The sequence below is a fragment of the Enterococcus sp. DIV1089c genome (genome assembly GCF_050530965.1).
Classification (GTDB): domain Bacteria; phylum Bacillota; class Bacilli; order Lactobacillales; family Enterococcaceae; genus Enterococcus_B; species Enterococcus_B hirae.
Window position 1 is genome coordinate 2088033 of record NZ_CP172888.1, and the last position, 19468, is coordinate 2107500.

A 19468-nucleotide genomic window follows, 5' to 3' on the forward strand; every position below is an offset into this window, starting at 1 on the left:
GCAAGCGGAAACACAGAAAAAGACGTAGTATATGTAAAAGAAGAAGAGATACTGAATAGCCAATTCTGATTCTACTTATTTGTGCTGACGTCTTGCTTTTTACTTAAAAAAAGAGCGGAAATGTTTTTCAACTACTTTCCGCTCTCTTTTGCATTTGTACGATTGTTCGAATGTCAGATTACTGGATGGTTCTTAAGCTGCGGATTCTTTCTGTAACTGCTGCTTGTTTGTCCAAATAATCTTTTTCTTTTGCCCGCTCTGCTTCAACCACTTCTGCTGGTGCGTTGGCAACAAAGCGTTCATTGCCTAATTTTCCTTGTACTCGTTTCACTTCATCTGTCCATTTCGCTAGTTCTTTTTCTAACCGTTTGATTTCTTCTTCGATATTGATCAAACCTGCTAATGGTAAGAAAATTTCTGCCCCTGTCAATACAGCTGACATTGCTAGATCAGGCGCAACGATTTCACTTGAGATCGTTAGCTCTTCTGGATTACAGAAACGCTCGATATAGCTGGTATTTTCTGTTAAGAATTGACCGATTTTCGGATCATTGATCTTAATCATTAATGTAATTGGTTTTGATAATGGTGTATTCACTTCAGAACGAATATTACGTACGGAACGAATTAGTTCTTTGAGTACTTCCATCCCTTTTGAAGCTGTTTCATCATTAAATTCCGGATGAACCACCGGATAATCAGCAACTACTAAAGAAGTACCTTGATGTGGGATGTGTTGCCAAATTTCTTCAGTAACAAATGGCATAATTGGATGCAATAGACGCAAAATTTGATCTAACGTATGCACCAAAATACTTTGTGTTGTTTGTTTTGAGACAGCATCATCACCATACAAGACTTCTTTACTCATCTCGATATACCAGTCACAAAAATCATCCCAAATAAAGTTATACAACTGACGCCCAGCTTCCCCAAATTCAAAATGATCAAAGAGTTCAGTAACCTTAGCGATCGTTTCATTTAGACGTGTCAAGATCCAGCGGTCTGCCACAGTTTTCTCGCCAGTTAGCGTAATATCTTCAACTGTCATGCCTTCACTGTTCATAATAACAAAACGTGAAGCATTCCAAATTTTATTAATGAAATTCCAAGCTGCATCCATTTTTTCATAGCTGAAACGGACATCTTGACCAGGTGCTGAACCGTTTGATAAGAACCAACGTAAGGCATCAGCGCCATATTTTTCAATCACTTCCATTGGGTCAATGCCGTTTCCAAGAGATTTACTCATCTTACGTCCTTGCTCGTCCCGAATCAACCCATGAATCAAAACATTTTCAAACGGACGACGATCTGTAAATTCTAAGCTTTGGAAAATCATTCGACTAACCCAGAAGAAGATAATGTCGTAGCCAGTTACTAATGTGCTTGTTGGGAAATAGCGTTGATAATCAGCACTATTTTCATCTGGCCATCCCATCGTTGAAAAAGGCCATAATGCTGAACTAAACCAAGTGTCTAATACATCTGGATCTTGTACCCACTCTTCACTATTTTCTGGAGCTTCCATCCCTACATACATTTCACCCGTTTCTTTATGGTACCAAGCCGGGATTTGGTGTCCCCACCACAATTGACGAGAGATAACCCAATCGTGAACATTTTCCATCCAACGTAGAAATGTTTGATTAAAACGTGGTGGGAAAAATTCAACTGCATCATCAGTATTTTGATTTTTCATTGCTTTCTCAGCTAATGGAGCCATTTTAACAAACCATTGTGTGGACAAGCGTGGTTCAATGACTACTCCCGTACGTTCTGAATGCCCAACATTATGGATCATTTTTTCAATTTTGATCAATCGTCCGATTTCCTTCAAATCAGAGACAATCGCTTTACGTGCTTCGAAACGATCCATACCTGCATATTTTCCAGCTAAGTCATTCATCGTTCCATTTTCGTTCATCACATTTACACGTGGCAGATCATGACGGTTACCTACCTCAAAGTCATTTGGATCATGCGCAGGTGTAATTTTCACTACGCCTGTTCCAAATTCCATATCAACATACGTATCTGCAATAATCGGAATTTCTTTATTTACTAATGGTAAAATTACTTTTTTGCCGATCAACGCTTGATAACGCTCGTCTTCTGGGTGTACAGCAATCGCTGTGTCACCTAGCATAGTTTCTGGACGAGTCGTTGCAATTTCCACTACACCCGAACCATCAGCCAGTTCATAGCTCATGTGGTAGAAAGCACCTTCAATCTCTTTGTGGATCACTTCGATATCCGATAAAGCAGTGCGTGCTTGCGGGTCCCAGTTAATAATGTATTCACCACGGTAAATCAAGCCTTTTTCATAAAGTGTCACGAATACTTTACGAACAGCTTCTGACAAGCCATCATCTAGTGTAAAACGTTCACGACTATAATCGAGAGATAAGCCCATTTTTGCCCATTGTTCACGGATATGGCTTGCATACTCTTCTTTCCATTCCCATACTTGATCCACAAATTTTTCACGTCCTAAGTCATAACGCGAAATTCCTTGTTGACGAAGCTTTTCTTCTACTTTTGCCTGTGTAGCGATCCCTGCATGGTCCATTCCAGGTAACCACAAGGTATCAAAGCCTTGCATCCGTTTTTGACGAATCAGCATGTCTTGTAAAGTCGTATCCCAGGCATGTCCTAAGTGAAGTTTTCCTGTAACATTTGGTGGGGGGATTACGATTGAATAGGGTTTTGCTTTCTGATCGCCACTTGGTTTGAACAAATCTTGTTCCAACCATTTTTCATAACGGCCAGCTTCAACTTCTTGCGGATTGTATTTTGTTGATAGATTTTTTTCTTCCGTCATACTGATGTCCTCCTTAAAAATAAAAAAAGTCCTAAAATACTTTCGTATTTTAGGACGTATTGATTTACGCGGTACCACCTAATTTGTAGCAGTTTCCTACTACCTCTCATGTGAGTTAACGATCACGACTCGTTTATCTCTAGGTTTTATCGGTTTGCTGTACACGATAAAGGGTTCAAGATAAAAACTCCCAAGCTACCTTCACTAGTCTCTCCTAAGAACGTCCCACCATCTCGTTCTCTCTCTAAAAGGCTGTAACTAGTTACTCCTCTTGATCAACGTTATGCCTCATTTTACAATGGTTCAATTTTAAAGTCAATAAAAGACGGTAAGAATCGTATTTCCCTAAATAGTACCTCTTTAGGCTTATGATTCGCCTATTATAAAGAATTGACTAAACAATAAGCAGTATTGACAATGTTTGTTTATTCAGATCGTAACTGTTCAAAGAAATTTTTTAAATTTCTTACAGAAGGCTGATTTTTTCCTGCTTCCTTCATCTCATTTAGATTATTAGCCTTATTTGTAGACTGATTCATTCGCTCCTCTAGTGTTTGAATTTTTATTACAGGGTGACTATTGGGCGTTTGAGTTGATTTATTACTTGTCAAAGAGAGACTATTAGCCGTTTGAGATGATTTATTTGTTAGAGAGAGACTATCAGTCGTTTGGGTTGACTTACTTATCAGAGAGAGATTCCTGATTTCCTTGGGAATTGGTGTTGGTTCAATACCTGCAGACTTTTCTTTAGGTTGCTCCTTTTTTCTCTCTGGTTCCTTTACTGAATTACTTATTAGAGACTGATTACTTGTTCCCTGAGGCATTGGAGTTGGTTGAACAAATACGCTTATTTCTTTTGATTGCTCTGTTTCTTGCATATGTAAGTATAAATTCTCGCAACTAGCAATTAGCCATTTTGCCTTTTGTCGAGTCTGATAATGGTCTGGTTCGTAATAAAGATTTTCTGCTATGGCTCTATAATTTGATTTTTTCTGTTCTCCCGATGAAATTACTAAAAAAGACCAAACAATCCGTGTACAACAATCGTTATCTGCATCATATAATTTTACAACTTGTTGATTCACATCAGACACCAATGGATTTTTATTACTTACCTGTGTCGTTATAAGCTGTTTCAATTGATCCGCTTCCTTTGCCCACCACTCTTTGTCGAATGGCAACATTAACTTATGAATGTTATTAAAACTTGTATTATCGTTTCTCTTAACATCGTTACAACCCAATTTTTTAAGGTTAACAGAAACTAAGGAAATCTGTTTGGTACACTCGTCAATGATACTTTTTAAATTAGGATATGTATGTATAAAATGTTGTATGCCTTTTTCTTGATAAAGGATATTTGAAAATTGTTCTTCTATACTGAGTTGAGTATTTCTATATTTGCACACCTCAATCACACTATATTTCATTGCTTGTTTTATTTCTTCTTTTTTATTATTTAAATCTATGAGAAACTGTTTATTCACACTGCTAGATCTGGCTTTTTCTTTATCTGTTTCCTTCAATAAAATCTTCTCAATCTTATTTATGACAACTTGCGTTTTTCTTTTTCGCTTTTCTTCATCCATCGATAAACATTTTTTCGTCCAATTGATGACATCCGATTCAGTAAAATCAATATTACTCGAGGAAAGTTCTTTTTTTATTGGTTGGAGAAAGCCCTCGGCTTTTGAGAAGTCCTTGATTTCCTTTAATAATCCTTCTCCGTCATCCCCAAACCTTTTTTTAAAATCAGTTACATCACTTGAATTTCCCCATTCTCTACTCATTACAGAATAAATGACTGTTGATATAGTCTCTCCCACCTTTTTTTGCTGGAGTGCTTCTTCGATTTTTGGAAGTAGTTCTTTTTTTGTCTGATAATCTTGTAATAGATTTAATGCTTTTTCTCTATCCGAACGATTCGAACAATCGATTCCTTCTTCATTTAGTGTATGATTAATCGTTTCCAGTATTTTAGGAAAAAGGTAATCTACTTTTTGTTTTTCTAAATCTTTTCTAACTTCACCCATTATATCAAGATCTTTTATTTTATCAGTAGGGGGATGTTTTATAGTTTGTACTTTTTCTCCCATTTCCATGCTTATTGCGGATATTTTTAGGATCAGTTCTTTTTCATTCAAAATTTTGTTTGTTTGAATCTTATCCTCTTCATTTAAATAAGTGCTTAATTGATTATTGACTTGTTCAAAGTTTTTTTCCGTCCAGTTTGGGTAATTAACTTTTAACTGAAGCATAATCGTTGCGATCTGCTCGGGTTTTAATTGCTTGAGATAGTCATTGTTCGCCAGTTTATTATCAATTGATCGAAGTCCATTCATGAGTCGCTGATTTTCGATTTCACTCAGATCTTTTTTCATCATTTCCGATAAGGAACTATTTTTTTTTGCTTCTGTTTCCTTTAATTCTTCTTTAAATGCCTGAACTGTTTCAAATTTGTGCCATTGATTTTCACCAAAAACAAGTCGCCCTAAATAGGATAACTGTTTTTTTGACTCTGGGGAATTCAATAATCTATAGAATCTATCAAATCGGTCTATTTTTGCCCCACTATTCAATAAATCTTCTAATTGATCCCCTAAATCTGATCGATTTTCTTTTTTTAGTTTTTCGATGATACTTTTTTTATAAAATTCTAAACGGTCCGTTTCTTTGAAGGAAGTATTGACATGTTGCCTAACAGACTCTTTTACTAATGTGGACTGAGCCTCAACATGAATTTGTGTCATCAACTCAACAGTTCCTTGTTCTTTTCCTCTTAATATTTCATCATACTTTACCGCCAACTCTGGGGTTACTTCTTTAGCAATCAAATAAACGAGCTCTTGCTCAAGAAGTCTTTTTTCTGTAATTATGTCAATTTCTTTTATCTTTGTTCTTTCAAAATACGATATTTTTTTACCAATATGTGGCGAATCAATATGCTTGGTAGCTATAGAAATATATGTTTTTTTTTCAGCTTCTGATAAATCCTTTCTTTGAAGAAGCATAGAAATTATTTTATCTTCTCTCAAAAAATCAAAAAACCATTTATACTTATCAGCAGGGTCAGGCATCATTCCAAAAAATCCATCAATTACGATTTCTCTACATCCTTCTTCGTAAGCTGGCTCCATATTGACTAATTGTTGATAGTTTACACTGCCCTCGTTTAATATTTCAAATGTACGAGCAAAAATATCCTCTTTGACTTTAGCTGAGTTCATGCCATATTGTAATTCTATACATGTCGATTTTATTTGTTGATTTGTTTCACGATTCAATAAATCTATTTTTTCATGATCATCCAAAAAATTACGAGAACAATTTTTACTTCTATCTATTGTTAAATTTTTTAATAAATTTAGCTGTTTGTTCAGATTTATAGTTGGAACCATTAGAAGATCAAAAAGATGAATCTGATTTATTACATTATCAGAATTTTGTTGAAAATAGAGACAAGATTCCACGATCTCTCTCGTTATTACTCTCTCTTGTTTCAGCATCATTATCAGCTCATCAAGAGTTTTAAATCTGTTAATTGCCGTCCCCCCCCCTTAATGTATCCAGTAATTGCTGATAATCTGCAGTTATTTTGTAAGGAAATTTATTCAGCACTGCTTTCATTTGGTGGTATCCTTCACTTGTTTTGTCCGAAAACCGTTCCATTTCCATAAGAATTGTATTTTTTACCTTCTCTTGATTCATTTTTACCATCCTTTACATTTTTTTGTTATAGCATCCGTGGCTTGTCTGTTTTGCTAGACATTCATATCTAGCCTGAATCATAAGAATTAAGGATTGTTCCTTTTATGTACATTCAATCAAATCTTAAACTTCATTAGTATTTTTTACTCCAACTTGTTTCATAACCGCCTCCTTCAGATTAACTTTTTTCTTACAACAGTGATTCTATCCATTGCATTCATCTTTATTACTGTCATTCACTCCTAAAAAAAGGTTTCTTCTTTCAAAAAAACCAGTTATTTTATAATCCCTGCACACGATGATACAATGAACTGAAAGCTATTATATCAGTATTATGATTGTAAACAAACAAAAATAGATATAAACATGCGTTATAAAAAAACGCTTAGAAACATTGGCTCTAAGCGCTAAAACTATGGATTGTCATAAAAAAACTTCTGAATATTTTTCGTTAAAAAATATAAGCGTTTGCAATTCTGTCGTCAAATCAATGTATTGAATATTCACATGTTTGGGTACGATCACTCGGTCAGGAGCAAAGTTTAAGATCGCTGATACGCCACCTTTCACAATTTCATCGATTGCTGACTGGGAGTGTTTACTTGGAACCGTTGAAATCGCAACTGTTACTTTTTCTTTTTTGACGATTTCGCCAAACTGTTCGATTGGATAAATGAATTGACCATCGATTTCTTGATTGACGATTTTAGGGTCATTGTCAAATACACAGACGATATTCAAATTTTCATTTCTTCTAAAATTATTGTGCTTTAAAGCTTTCCCTAGATTTCCATACCCAACTAAGGCAATTCGTTTTTCCTCTTCAGTCTTTAAGATTCGATCAAAGACTTCGATCAGATAAGGCACTTCATAACCATAGCCACTGCGCCCCAATTCACCTAAATATGAAAAATCTCTACGGATCGACGCAGAAGGTACTTGGGTGATTTGACTAAATTCATTTGATTTAATCCGCTTCACACCTGAATCATTGAGCATTTTTAAATAACGTAAATATAAAGGTAGTCTTTTAGCTGTTGCTTTTGGTAAAACCGCTATTTTTTCTCCCATCTTCAAACTCCTTTGTTAATTTCTTCACATAGTCAGTTTATCATTTATCCTCTCTTAGAGCAACAGTAGGGAACATAAAAAAGAGTCTGGGATTGACCCCAGACTCTTAAATAAGTGTAAGAACAAATAAAAAGTAATGTTTTTAAAGTCTGTTTTATTAAACATAAAAAAACGGTTCAATCTACTTTCTTATTCTTGTCAAAGCTCCACGATAATTTCAAGACTCTTATAACAAATCAGCAAATTCTTCTACTTGTTCAGCTTCGGTAGCTGTATGGATCGTTTCCATTTTTAAACCAGAAAGAGCTCGTTCGATCATTTCTTCGATTGGTAAACGTTCTTCGTATTGATGAACTTTATCAAGGCGTGGTCGGGTCTTTGGTTGAGGTGGGGCAAAAATCGTGCAGCAATCTTCAAACGGTTGGACTGAAAGCTCAAAAGTATCGATTTGTTCAGCTACTTCAATGATTTCTAATTTATCCATCGTAGCAACTGGACGAATGATAGGCGTATTCGTTACTTCATTGATAGCAACCATGCTTTGTAAGGTCTGCGAAGCTACTTGTCCTAAAGACTCCCCATTAAGGATAATCAACCCATGGCGTAATCGGCGGATCTCATCCGTTAATCGCAGCATCATCCGTCGAGTAATCGTCATCCAGTACCCTTGCGGAATGTTTTTCTTGATTTCTTCTTGGATCTCAGTAAACGGTACCTCGATAAACTCGATTTTACCGACATAAGGAGTCAATTTTGCTGTTAAATCTTTTGCTTTTTGTAATGCCTGCTCACTCGTGTAAGGTGGACTAGCAAAGTGGACCGCTTCAATTTCGACACCACGCTTCATGGCAAAATAACCAGCCACAGGTGAGTCGATTCCACCAGACAACATCAACATGCCTTTACCACTCGTTCCCACTGGCAATCCGCCTGCTCCTTTAATCGTTTCATAGGATAGGTAAGCAGCATCTCGACGGATTTCTACCCGTAGTGGAATATCTGGTTTACGCATTTGTGCTTCTATATCAGGGAAGATATCTACCACCGCATTTCCTAACGTTTGATTTAATTCATTACTTGTTAATTCAAAGTCGTGGTCACTACGTTTCGCAATAATTTTAAAGGTTTCTTTTCCTGTATAGACTTCTTTCATGATAGCTTGAACTGCATCTTTTAACTTTTGAACATCTTTTTCGATTCGAATACTTGGTGAGAAATTTTGGATACCGAAAATTTTAGCCAATTTAGGTATAACTAACGCACTATCAGCACCATTTAACAGTAGGTGCATCCGGTCACGATCAGCATGGATCTTGATTTCGGGGAAATCACTCAATGCTTGACGAACATTTTGAGCAAGTTGCATAATAAAACTTTTACGGTTTTTTCCTTTTGTTGACAGTTCACCATAGCGGACCATGATTTCACTATATTTCACAAAAACACTCCTTATTGATTAATTGATGGTTGAAAATTTCTTATATAATTGTTTAAAAATGATCATAAATTGTTCTACTTCTGCCATAGAATTACTTTCATCTAAACTAATGCGAACAGCTGACGTAGCTAAATCATCAGGCACATGCATGGCATGCAACGTGCTACTTGCAAGGTGTTTACGAGAAGAACAAGCACTAGTTGTAGAAATAAATATTTGTTTTTCTTCTAACGCATGAACAAGGACTTCTCCTCGAATCCCTTTGAGTGAAAAACATAAGATATGTGGTGCATAATCTTCTCCCTCTGAAAAAATAGTCACTTTTTCATAGGCTTTCAAAGCGTTGATCAATGCCTCTTTTAAATGTTTGGTGTGATCTGGCTTTTGAAGTTTTCGATCCAGTGCAATTCGTAAGGCTTTCGCCATTGCGACAATCGCAGGAACATTTTCTGTTCCACTTCGCTGATTTTTTTCTTGGCCACCACCATTAAGAAGCGGTGCTAAACGTCGTCCCTTCTTCCAATAAATAAAACCTATACCACGTGGTCCATGAAATTTATGAGCTGAAAACGTCGCAAAATCAACTCTTTCGGTCAGCCATTCAGATAAAGAAACTTTTCCGATTGCTTGCACAGCATCCACATGAAAATGGATTTTAGGGTATTCTTTTAGCAACTCACTGATTTCTAAAATTGGTTGGATTGATCCAATTTCGTTATTGACTGCCATGATTGAAACCAATACCGTGTCTTTACGAATTAGTTTCTTCAATTCATCAACAATGACAAATCCTTGATTATTTACTGGCGCTATACTAACTTCTACCCCTAGAGATTTAAGTTGTTCAGCTGTTTCACTTACAGCAGGATGTTCTATCCCAGAGATGATCATGTGGTTTCCATATTCACGTTTTTCAATCATCGTCCCTTTAAGTACCCAATTATCGCCTTCTGTCCCACCAGAAGTAAAATAAATTTCATCTGGAGTAACAGTGATCAGCTCAGCAATTTGTTTTCTAGCTTGTTGTAACAAACGGTTTGCTTGATTGCCTAAATCATGCAAACTTGACGGATTCCCAATAATCCGCTGACTTGTCTTTATATAGGCATCTAAACTTTGCGGAAAGATTGGGGTTGTCGCACTATTATCAAAATATATCATAAGAAACCCCTCTTTTTTGAAATTCTTTACTATTATAACGGTTGTCCCAATTGCTTTCAAGAGGAGGTTGTTTTTTCAGAAAGTTTCGTGTAATTGAACACGAAAAAAGACAACACTTGGTGGATTGACCAGTGTTGCCTTTTTAGTTAGTTTTATTAAACTAAATCAGGATTCTTAAAATAAAAATCTTCAATTCGCTTGAAAGCACCAGGTTCAACACGTTCGAGTGCTGTACCGATCTCATCCAGAGCTTCTTGATAATGATGTTCCTTATTGAATAAGTAATAACTTTTATCAATTGCTTCTCTGATTTCTTCATGTGTGTGGCGATAACGATTTGCATACTGTAGCATTTGTTCTGTCAGTGCTGCAGCATCCACTAAATCATGCGTTTTCTTATCAAGTAAGTCTAAATCTTCTTCACATAACGTAACTAAGCGATTGACTTCTTCCATATTGACTCTGATTTTATTTAGCACGATACTTAGCTCTTCAATCCGATCAGTTGCCACAAAGAAAAATTCTAAATAATCATTTGGTAGACCAGGCAAACGTTGTTGTTCCACAAAACGTTTCAAATTACGCAATTTAAATTCGAAAGTATCGATTTTTTCTTGCGCTTCTTTTTCACCTTTTCTTAACTCGTGTAGTGAGTCATCGATTTCAACTTGTTGGTTTTCGATATCTTCTAAAACTTTGAATACTTTTTTATAGAAAGTCCGTACTTCAGAATATGGTAGCAAGTGTTGCTGGATTTGTGGTTTCATCTGTTCGTTTTGACGTTCGATTTCTTCCACTTCTGTTTGGAATCCGCGTACTCGACCAATTTCATTATGATTCAACGCATAACTTTGAGCAGTATGATCTAACTCAATCAATAATTGACGATTGTTTTTTGTGGCATGTTTGATGTATTGTTCAATGGTTGCTTGATTGGTTGTGACATAATTTTGGGCTTCCATTTCCCGCTCTAGAATGTCGTAGAGCGAATCAATCATACTAGCAGTTTCACGATTCTCGAATTCAACCGTTTCAACTTCTGTTTTTTCAAGATTTGCTAATGAACTTTCAATACGATGGCTTACTTTTTCAATCTCACCAACAAGATCTTCTTCTGGGAAAACATATTGTTCCTGCATCAATTTTTCATAAGTTTGCTGGATTTCTTCCAGTTGTTCTGGGAAAGTAGTGTTCAAATCTTCAAATAGCGGCGGAACTTTTTTCATCAAAGCTTCAACTTCATACGTATGTTTTTCTGCTTTATCCAAAACTTCTCGAGCTTCAACAGGATCACCTGAAGTATTCAATGCAACAAATTGCGTGAATTCATTTTCGATCATCTTGACTTGCTTTTGTAATTCAGGAAACGCAGGACCGTATTCTTGCTCATCTTCTCTGATTGTTTCTTTCAGTTCTTCATAGACATCCAAAGCTTGCTGAACCGCTAGTGAATTACGTTCTTCTGTTTCACGTAACTCTTTTAGTCCATCACGAATCTCAGAAACTTTCTTTTCCATTTGGTCCATGGTTTTTTCTGCTTCGATCACAGCTTTTTTACCTTTTAAAAATCGGAAACTCTCATTAAGATTTTCTACTTCAAAAATTTGACTTTCTAACTCAGCAAACGAGGAAGTGGATATGTCATTCCATTTTTGACTCCATTCACGAAAGGTATTTTGGCTTTGCCCCACCAGATGCATTTTTTTAACATCATCGACTTCTTCAATCACAGGCAAGTCGAATAATTCTTCCTTGCGCTTTTCCAAGGCGTCCAATCGATCTTGGTTTTTTTTCTTCATATAGTAACTAACCAAAAAGACGACTAGGGCGACTATAATGATTGCTATGACGATTCCGATGATAACATTATTTCCCATTTAAGGTACCTCCGTTTTCAATATGCATCTATTTTTTATGCTTAGTTAAATAATTTGTGTGCATAAAACAATAAATACGTCTTCCGTGCAAAAGACATCTATTGTAAATTATAACACACAATTTTTAAGCATTCACTAACTTCATCGAAAATCTTTTATTCCTACCTAGAAAATAGCATAACCAGTATGAAACGCCGGTTTATTTTGGTTTGTTTCGTCCATTCAAGACTGTTTCTTTCGAGTCGCTTGGGCGATTTGCCGTTGAATTTCTTTGGCGATCTTAGGTTCAGGGGCACACTGCTCTTCCCAGTTATCAGGTTTTAATACCTTATTCGTGACCGGATGATAATGTGGTTTACCATCTGGGAATAATTTCCCCATGTTTGCTTGGTGAACGATCTCAAATATCTTCGTAGGATCAACACCCAATAATGAAAAAGAACCATAAGTAAAATATAAAAGATCGGTTAAAGCATCGACTTGCTCGATCAAAGGTGCTTGTCCCCATTCTTTTTTAGTCAACATTTTTTGTTCTGCTTTCTCTAATGCTTCGTGAAGAGCTGTTACTCCTTCGTGTAATTGTTCCTGATCTCCCTGACAATTGGCCGCAATCAATTCGACTAATTCTTCAATTTTAAATTCTGCACGATAAATGGCTGCTTGTTTCGAAAATGCAGTCGGTACATCAGGTGAACGAGGGTCAAAAATTTTATGAAACTCTTCTACTTGTTGAAAGGGTGTTTTCTCAGACATCTTTTTCTACCTTCTTTTCTTACTTCTCTTAACATTTTTACTGAAGTCTAGTCTATCAACTGTTTTAGTAAATCAAACCATAATGCTTCAGTCCTTGATAAATTCCGTCTTTTTCATTGGTATCCGTCACATAATCAGCAGCTTGCTTAACTTCTTTTTGAGCATTCCCCATAGCAACCCCGATTCCGACACCTTCCAGCATCTCAATGTCGTTATAATGATCACCAAATGCCATGATCTCGGTCATTTCGATCCCCATGTCTTTGGCAAAGGCTGCAATTCCTGAAAGCTTTGAGCCACCTTTTGGAATGATATCAACGGTATACGCATTGGACCGTTGAAAGCTGCACTCCGGAAACCGCTCTTCTAATTTTTCTTGTTCTGATTCCTGACTCAATAATATACATTGGTAAATTGGCTCATCAAGAATCTCCAGTGCCTCATATCGCTTTTTCTGTCGATGTGGGCTAAAAATTTGCAGTCCCTTTTTCATCAATCGAACGGGAAATTTTTTTGGTAATAAACTAACTAAACGTTTGATCAAAATCGACTGTCCTAATAGCATCGTGGTCGAACCAGCTAGTTGATCTCTTCCACCAAAAATGATCTGGCGATGGTTCTTATCAGCATATTCCACGATCTTACTTAAAACGACTTGATCAAATGGTTGATCTACAATCGTTCGTTCGGCAGTAAATACCAATTGTCCATTATAGACAACATACATATCTAATTCCAATTCATCAATCACTTCTTTGATTTTAACTGGACTCCGCCCAGTTGCTACACCACACAATATCCCATTTTTTCTAGCATAGCTAATCGCACGTTTAGTCGAAGCAAGTGCTTTTGAACGGTCGTTGACTAATGTGCCATCAATATCAAAAAAAATTGCTTTGATCATTCAACGCTCCCTCTCTAAAATAAATCCATTTGTTGTGGGTTTAAGCCTTCCGGTTTTATTTTTAATATTTTTTGTAAAGCTAACGCATTTTCTGCAGCATCTCCACCAGAATTGTTGTTAAAGATAATTCCGATTTCTTTCGTTTTTGAGCTAACAGAGTCAATAGCAGTTGCTAGTTCTCTCAGTTCCTGCTCAGAATAGCGATAAAGAGTTCTTTTTTTACGCCAATCTTTATCATTGGCCTGCCAACCTTGAGCATTTCTTCCGTGAAACCTGAAAAGAGCAAAGTCTGGATTCGTGATGAATGGGTCAAAAGGAACTGTTGTGTTTAACAACTGTGGTTCATCAATTACTGCCAAAGAAAATTCTGCTCGAGTCATGAAGCTTCTCGTGCGCTCAACGAATTCCTCACTATACCACGAAAAGTCCCGAAGTTCGATTGCTACCGGATAGCCAGCAAACCATTTTCGAAGCTTACGTAAGTATTGTACACTTTCCTTGGTGCATTTAAAGGAAGCTGGAAATTGGACTAAAAAACAAAAAAGCTTGTTCGCATCACTCATTGGTTTCATTACTTCCAGAAATTTAGCAATCATTTCTTCTTCTGTTTGATAATATTTTTCCCAGTCTCCTTGACCACTAATCCCTTGATACGCCTTAACAACAAAACGAAAATCATTTGGAACCTCTTGCACCCATTTTTCTACCGAAGTTCGTCTTGGGATTCCATAGTAAGCTGTATCAAGCTCCACTAATGGTAAATATCTAGCATACTCATAAAGTGTGTTATTCTTTTTTCCAGTCAATTTATCATGTTCTTTAAATGAGGTTAATCCGATTCGTATCATTTCAAGCCACCTTTGCTTTTCCATCCAAAAATCAACTATGTATAGTGAGATTTACTACTCATTGCTCAATGCCACGGATAGCAAAACTCTTTCATATAGTATACAATAAGCGTTAAAGCCTATGCAAAATTATATGTAAGGAAGTCCGAAAAAAAATGAAAAAAATTCTAATTTTACACACTGGCGGAACGATTGCCATGAGAGAAAATCTTTTAACTGGTGGAGTGAGTCCTGATGTTGTGAATCCTTTGCTAGATGCTGAAATTGAAATTCCAGAAGATGTTGATTTAGTAATAGAAGATATCTTTAATCTTCCTTCACCTCATATCATGCCTAAACATATGTTGATTTTAAAAAATCGGATTAATGAAGCCTATCATTTGGGGTTTGACGGTGTTGTAATCACTCATGGAACAGATACGTTAGAAGAAACCGCCTTTTTCTTAGACACGACGATTGGAGATAAACTGCCGATCGTACTAACTGGCGCTATGCGATCCAGCAACGAATTAGGGAGCGATGGGCTGTACAATTTCGAGAGTGCTATTCGAGTCGCTAGTTGTAAGGAAGCAAATGGAAAAGGTGTATTGGTCGTAATGAACGATGAGATCCACTCCGCGCGTTACGTGACCAAAACCCACACGACAAATGTTGCCACTTTTCGTACACCCACATTAGGTCCAATTGGTCTAGTAACAAAACATCGGATCTTATTTATGCAAGAATTACTAGAAACTACACGCTTAGATATCACTTCAGTCAATGGTACGATCCCAATCGTTAAGGCTTATGCGGGGATGCAAGGTGATCTATTAGAAGCTATCGCCCATACCAAAGTAGATGGCCTAGTGATCGAAGCTTTAGGAGCTGGCAATTTACCACCACAAGCTGTAACAGCTTTGAAAAAATTATTAGTACAAAAAATCCCAGTGGTCTTAGTTTCCCGGTGTTTTAATGGGATAGCAGAACCTGTTTATGACTACGAGGGTGGCGGAAAGGAATTAGCAAACATGGGGATTATTTTTTGTAATAGCATCAATAGCCAAAAAGCTCGCATCAAACTACTGATTGCCTTGAATCACGGGTTAAAAGATCAATCATTGATTTCGTTTATTACTCAATAAGTTATAGCTAAATCACATACAAAAATTCCGTTCTAAAAAAATCCAGTGTTCGTTTAGCAATTGAACCAATTTTGCGCATTCTTTTTTCAATCATGGAAGGTTATCGATCCTTACCTATTACTGGATATCCAAAAGTCTTATTTCCATGTTAGAATGTCCAAAAGTATGAACACCTAAAGAATTCTTTATTATTCAGCACTTCGGCAATCAATCAAAAAAGCTCAAAACAGTTTTGTTTTGAGCTTTTTTCCCTTGTTGTTCCTGCTTATTTCCCAGAGCTAGACACTTCTGCGACAACCTCTTTCCGATTGGAACATCGTTTGCTATTAGCAGTTTATTTATTTTTCCAAGTGATATTTGCTTCACAATAGAGTTGTTCTTGCATTCTGATTTCATGTCTTGTTTTCACACCATGTTCCATCTCTACTTGTTCATAATGACTTTCAATTTCATTTCCATATTCCACTTCTTTGTCAAAACGGATCAAAACTTTTTCTGGTACATGTGTCGTCAAGAAATCATAGCCTAAGACATCAATAATCCAGTTGAAATACATGGCATTGTTCACATGTTGGTTACTATCGATATCATAGAAACGCACGCGATAAGGTAACATCGTGCCCGATTCGATCTTTTCTATTTTTTCTTGCCGTTTGATTTTTTTGATTTTTTCGCTTTCAAACGGTGCAATAATTTCTTCATTGACGCTACTCATTTTCCGATTCACAAAATCCATTAATACAAAAACTGATTCTATTTTTACCAGTTCTGTACCTTCTTCATCATGAATCCAAAAATTACGATAACAAAAGAATTTATTGTACTCCATGGCTTGTGTTGTTATAGAAATCGTCTCTCCTACTTTAGGCAAACGAGTGATTGTCATTGAATAATTGGTAATGACCCAAGTCAGTCCAAAACTATTGACAAATTTACTGCCACGATCAAGCGCATCACTTTGATCTTCTGATGTCTTGATCACGATTCCTAACATTGATGGAAATGTCATGGTCTGATTAATGTCACATTCATAATATGAAACTTCATGTTTTTTTGTATATCTCTTTGCCAAAAAAACACCCTCCTCTTATCTTTTCGCTAATAATTGATCCACTTGTGAACCATAACTTTCCCCAAACATATTTAGATGGGCTAACAAATAATATAACTGGTAAATCGGCAATCGTTTTTCCCAATTTTTTTCCAAAGGATAGACCATTTGATAACTTTGTAAAAACTCTGGACGAAACCCACCAAATAGCTGGCTCATAGCTATGTCCTGCTCACGATCACCGTAAGAAACGGCTGGATCAACGAAGACTGGTTCTCCTTGCTGATCAAAGAACACATTACCACTCCACAAGTCGCCATGCAAGAGGCTAGGGACAATCTTTTTATCACTAAAGTTTTCTAACACGTATTGCTTAAAAGAAATAAATGTTTCTTGGCGGTTTTGATTCCAATGGTTGTTTTTTTGTGCCAAAGCAATTTGACTTTCTAGACGATTTTTGAAGAAGAAAAGCCACCAATCTTCTTCCACGTGATTGAATTGCGGAACGGTCCCTAAATAGTTATCCTTTCGATACCCAAATTGAGGAGCGGTTACCTTATGCAATTTCGCCAAAGAAACGGCTAGATCTTTTTGATCTCCTTTGCCAGGTTCGATCCATTCCATCAAAAGATAGGCACCATCTTTTTGTTCACCCAGCATGTAAGTTTCAGGTACTCGAACGTAGGGAGCTAGTTCTTTTAACCCATCCACTTCCGCTTCAAAAAAAGACTTTCCAATATTAGGATGAAGCTTTAAGAAATATGATTTATTTTGCTCTTCAATTCGATACGTTTGATTAACGTCCCCACCAGTGATAGGTATCACTTTGCCTTCTAATTGGATTTCTGCTAACACCGACTGAATATTCATCTCTACTCCTCCTTACATGCTTTTCCAACCTATTTGTTAGCTATCATTATATCACAGAGAATCTAAAACAAAGAAAATGAGTCTAGTAACTCTTTGTTCAACAGTAAAAGTCCATTGCTCATATTTATAGACAAAAAAAGAGAGGCTTCTTTCAAAATTAGCAATCCTACTAATTTCGAAGACTAACCTCGTCTTTCTTTCAATCCCTCATTTACTTTCTTTTTCAGTAATCTGAGACACCAATTCGTCTATTTTCTTCATACTTTGAGTAGAATCAGTTTTTTAAGCCAATGCGCCCATTGGATCCCAAGGAGCTAAAACGATTGGTTCTTCATTGAAGGCTTGGAGTTGCTCTTTCGACAACAAATCTTTGCGAACAACGATTTGATACGTGTATTCGTTCATCCAATCGTCACTCATTACAAAAAATCCTTTATTGCCAACTTTTTCTCCCCAGCTATTTTCGACTTTCCATTTCGTTGATTTCCCATCAACAAGATCGACTCCCGTCAATACCATCGCGTGGGTCATTAAGCTTTCACCAAAATCTAAACGTTGTGCTTTAGTCATCGTAAAATCTACATCGAATAAGTCATCCATGTCGTAAACATCCAGTGCCATGACCCCACTATCTCTAGTTGAAGATTGTCCAACATCACAACCAAACCAAACGGACTCTCCTTGTTCCAGTTGGGCAATAGCCAACTGTTTAAACGTTGACATATCTACGTTCAAGTAACGAACTTCTTTCCCTCCAACCACATTACCTAACATTTCTACAGTGTAAGAACGATCAAAAGGTTTGTCTTTTGTCGGTGCATTGATGATGCTAACGTAATCATCTAGTTTTACACCAATATATTTATCATAAAAGAGTTGAGGTGTAAGCTGTTGGTCAATATGATAATTGTTTTCTTCGTCACGGTATTCAAAATCAAATTCTTTTGGTGGTGTTCCTAAGGAGATGGCTAAAAATTGATAGATTCCTTCTAGCATTTCCTCTTTTTTTGCTTGAATCGCTTCAGCAGTTTCACCACCGGCAATCATTTCACGTAAGACCGTCGCATCTTTACGCAACAATTTATTCAAGTAATTATTTAAATCTCGTGAATTTGAACTATTTGCACTTTCTGGCATAACAGATTTAGGAACTACACCATATTTCTGGAAGAGGGAAACGATCATATCCCATTGTCCGCCATCTTGTTGTGGGGTTGTTAATAAAAAGGCTACTTTTCGGCTATCTAAGGCATCATTCCCTGTTGCGATAATATTTTCATAAAAATAATTAGCTTTTTCATATTTGTCCCAGAAAAACGTATAGTTTTGTGATAATTCAAATTCTTTCAAATGGAATTGATTGAGCAATTTATGTCGGAAAGTATTTAATGCTGCAAACATCCAGCAACGACCAGATTGTTTCTGATTTGAAACCTTTCCCGTTGTTAAATCAATTGAAAAAACCGGTGTATTAGAGACATGGGCAGCCACATTTTCAGCAGAAGCGGTGATCCCATTTTTTACTACCGCTCTTTGTAGAGCTTGTTGCTTGTTGTTTTCTTCAAAACCTTTTGCAAATTTTTTCGTCATTTCAGGTGTAATAGCTTTCATCCAATCATCCTTCCAATCAAAAATATATCTTTAATTCTACCCTTAAGTGGTTTGAAATACAACGACTCACTTTTAATCGTTACAACAAATCGACTGAATCCCCCTCACGACAACCCTTTTTTGTTATTCTCAAAAGTTTTTGAGAATAACAAAAAAACCACAGCCTCTAAGCTGTGGTTGAAGTACTCCGGCAGTAGGACTCGAACCTACGACATCATGATTAACAGT

14 protein-coding genes, 1 tRNA gene and 1 other annotated feature (1 of these 16 running past the window's edge) are annotated in these 19468 nt (G+C 36.5%); of the genes, 1 reads left to right on the plus strand and 14 read right to left on the minus strand.

Annotated elements, in window-relative coordinates; translation table 11 throughout:
* Positions 1-178 precede the first annotated feature (178 nt).
* From IGL30_RS09880 to IGL30_RS09925, 10 genes are all read right to left on the minus strand, one after another.
* Positions 179-2824, minus strand: a complete 2646-nt coding sequence (locus IGL30_RS09880) for a valine--tRNA ligase (protein WP_123875147.1) — start codon at positions 2822-2824, stop codon at positions 179-181.
* Between the two features lie 47 nt (positions 2825-2871).
* Positions 2872-3112 (minus strand) — a binding site (T-box leader).
* A gap of 137 nt (positions 3113-3249) precedes the next feature.
* Complete coding sequence (locus IGL30_RS09885) at positions 3250-6222, minus strand: hypothetical protein (protein ID WP_430618212.1); 2973 nt, start codon at positions 6220-6222, stop codon at positions 3250-3252.
* Positions 6223-6361: 139 nt separating this feature from the next.
* Complete coding sequence (locus IGL30_RS09890) at positions 6362-6493, minus strand: hypothetical protein (RefSeq protein ID WP_317751756.1); 132 nt, start codon at positions 6491-6493, stop codon at positions 6362-6364.
* Positions 6494-6955: 462 nt separating this feature from the next.
* Positions 6956-7603: a redox-sensing transcriptional repressor Rex gene (locus tag IGL30_RS09895; protein WP_010718730.1), complete on the minus strand. Its 648-nt coding sequence runs from the start codon at positions 7601-7603 to the stop codon at positions 6956-6958.
* Between the two features lie 226 nt (positions 7604-7829).
* Positions 7830-9041, minus strand: a complete 1212-nt coding sequence (gene thiI / locus IGL30_RS09900; protein ID WP_010718731.1) for a tRNA uracil 4-sulfurtransferase ThiI — start codon at positions 9039-9041, stop codon at positions 7830-7832.
* A gap of 18 nt (positions 9042-9059) precedes the next feature.
* A complete protein-coding gene (locus tag IGL30_RS09905; protein WP_010738070.1) occupies positions 9060-10202 on the minus strand; it encodes a cysteine desulfurase family protein in 1143 nt (380 codons plus the stop codon).
* 155 nt (positions 10203-10357) lie between these two features.
* Positions 10358-12079 carry a septation ring formation regulator EzrA gene (locus IGL30_RS09910; protein ID WP_010718733.1) on the minus strand — a complete coding sequence of 574 codons (1722 nt, stop codon included), beginning with the start codon at positions 12077-12079 and terminating at the stop codon, positions 10358-10360.
* A 222-nt stretch (positions 12080-12301) separates the two neighbouring features.
* A complete protein-coding gene (locus tag IGL30_RS09915; protein ID WP_034698938.1) occupies positions 12302-12832 on the minus strand; it encodes a haloacid dehalogenase in 531 nt (176 codons plus the stop codon).
* Between the two features lie 64 nt (positions 12833-12896).
* Positions 12897-13736, minus strand: a complete 840-nt coding sequence (locus tag IGL30_RS09920) for a Cof-type HAD-IIB family hydrolase (protein ID WP_034698936.1) — start codon at positions 13734-13736, stop codon at positions 12897-12899.
* A gap of 14 nt (positions 13737-13750) precedes the next feature.
* The gene (locus IGL30_RS09925) at positions 13751-14584 is read right to left on the minus strand and encodes a DUF72 domain-containing protein (RefSeq protein ID WP_010718736.1); all 834 of its coding nucleotides are present in this window, start codon (positions 14582-14584) and stop codon (positions 13751-13753) included.
* Positions 14585-14739: 155 nt separating this feature from the next.
* Between IGL30_RS09925 and IGL30_RS09930 the strand changes: the two genes are divergently transcribed.
* Positions 14740-15708 carry an asparaginase gene (locus IGL30_RS09930; RefSeq protein ID WP_010718737.1) on the plus strand — a complete coding sequence of 323 codons (969 nt, stop codon included), beginning with the start codon at positions 14740-14742 and terminating at the stop codon, positions 15706-15708.
* Between the two features lie 334 nt (positions 15709-16042).
* On the opposite strand, the gene IGL30_RS09935 is transcribed toward IGL30_RS09930, so the two are convergent.
* From IGL30_RS09935 to IGL30_RS09950, 4 genes are all read right to left on the minus strand, one after another.
* Positions 16043-16780 (minus strand): acyl-ACP thioesterase domain-containing protein, encoded by a 738-nt coding sequence (locus IGL30_RS09935; protein WP_034698929.1) that lies wholly within the window; start codon positions 16778-16780, stop codon positions 16043-16045.
* A gap of 15 nt (positions 16781-16795) precedes the next feature.
* Positions 16796-17629, minus strand: coding sequence for a fructosamine kinase family protein (locus IGL30_RS09940; RefSeq protein WP_010718739.1), 834 nt, complete (start codon positions 17627-17629; stop codon positions 16796-16798).
* Positions 17630-17911: 282 nt separating this feature from the next.
* Positions 17912-19240, minus strand: coding sequence for an aminopeptidase C (locus tag IGL30_RS09945; RefSeq protein ID WP_088745442.1), 1329 nt, complete (start codon positions 19238-19240; stop codon positions 17912-17914).
* A 185-nt stretch (positions 19241-19425) separates the two neighbouring features.
* Positions 19426-19468 (minus strand) — tRNA-Asn (locus IGL30_RS09950) (it continues 31 nt past the right edge of the window).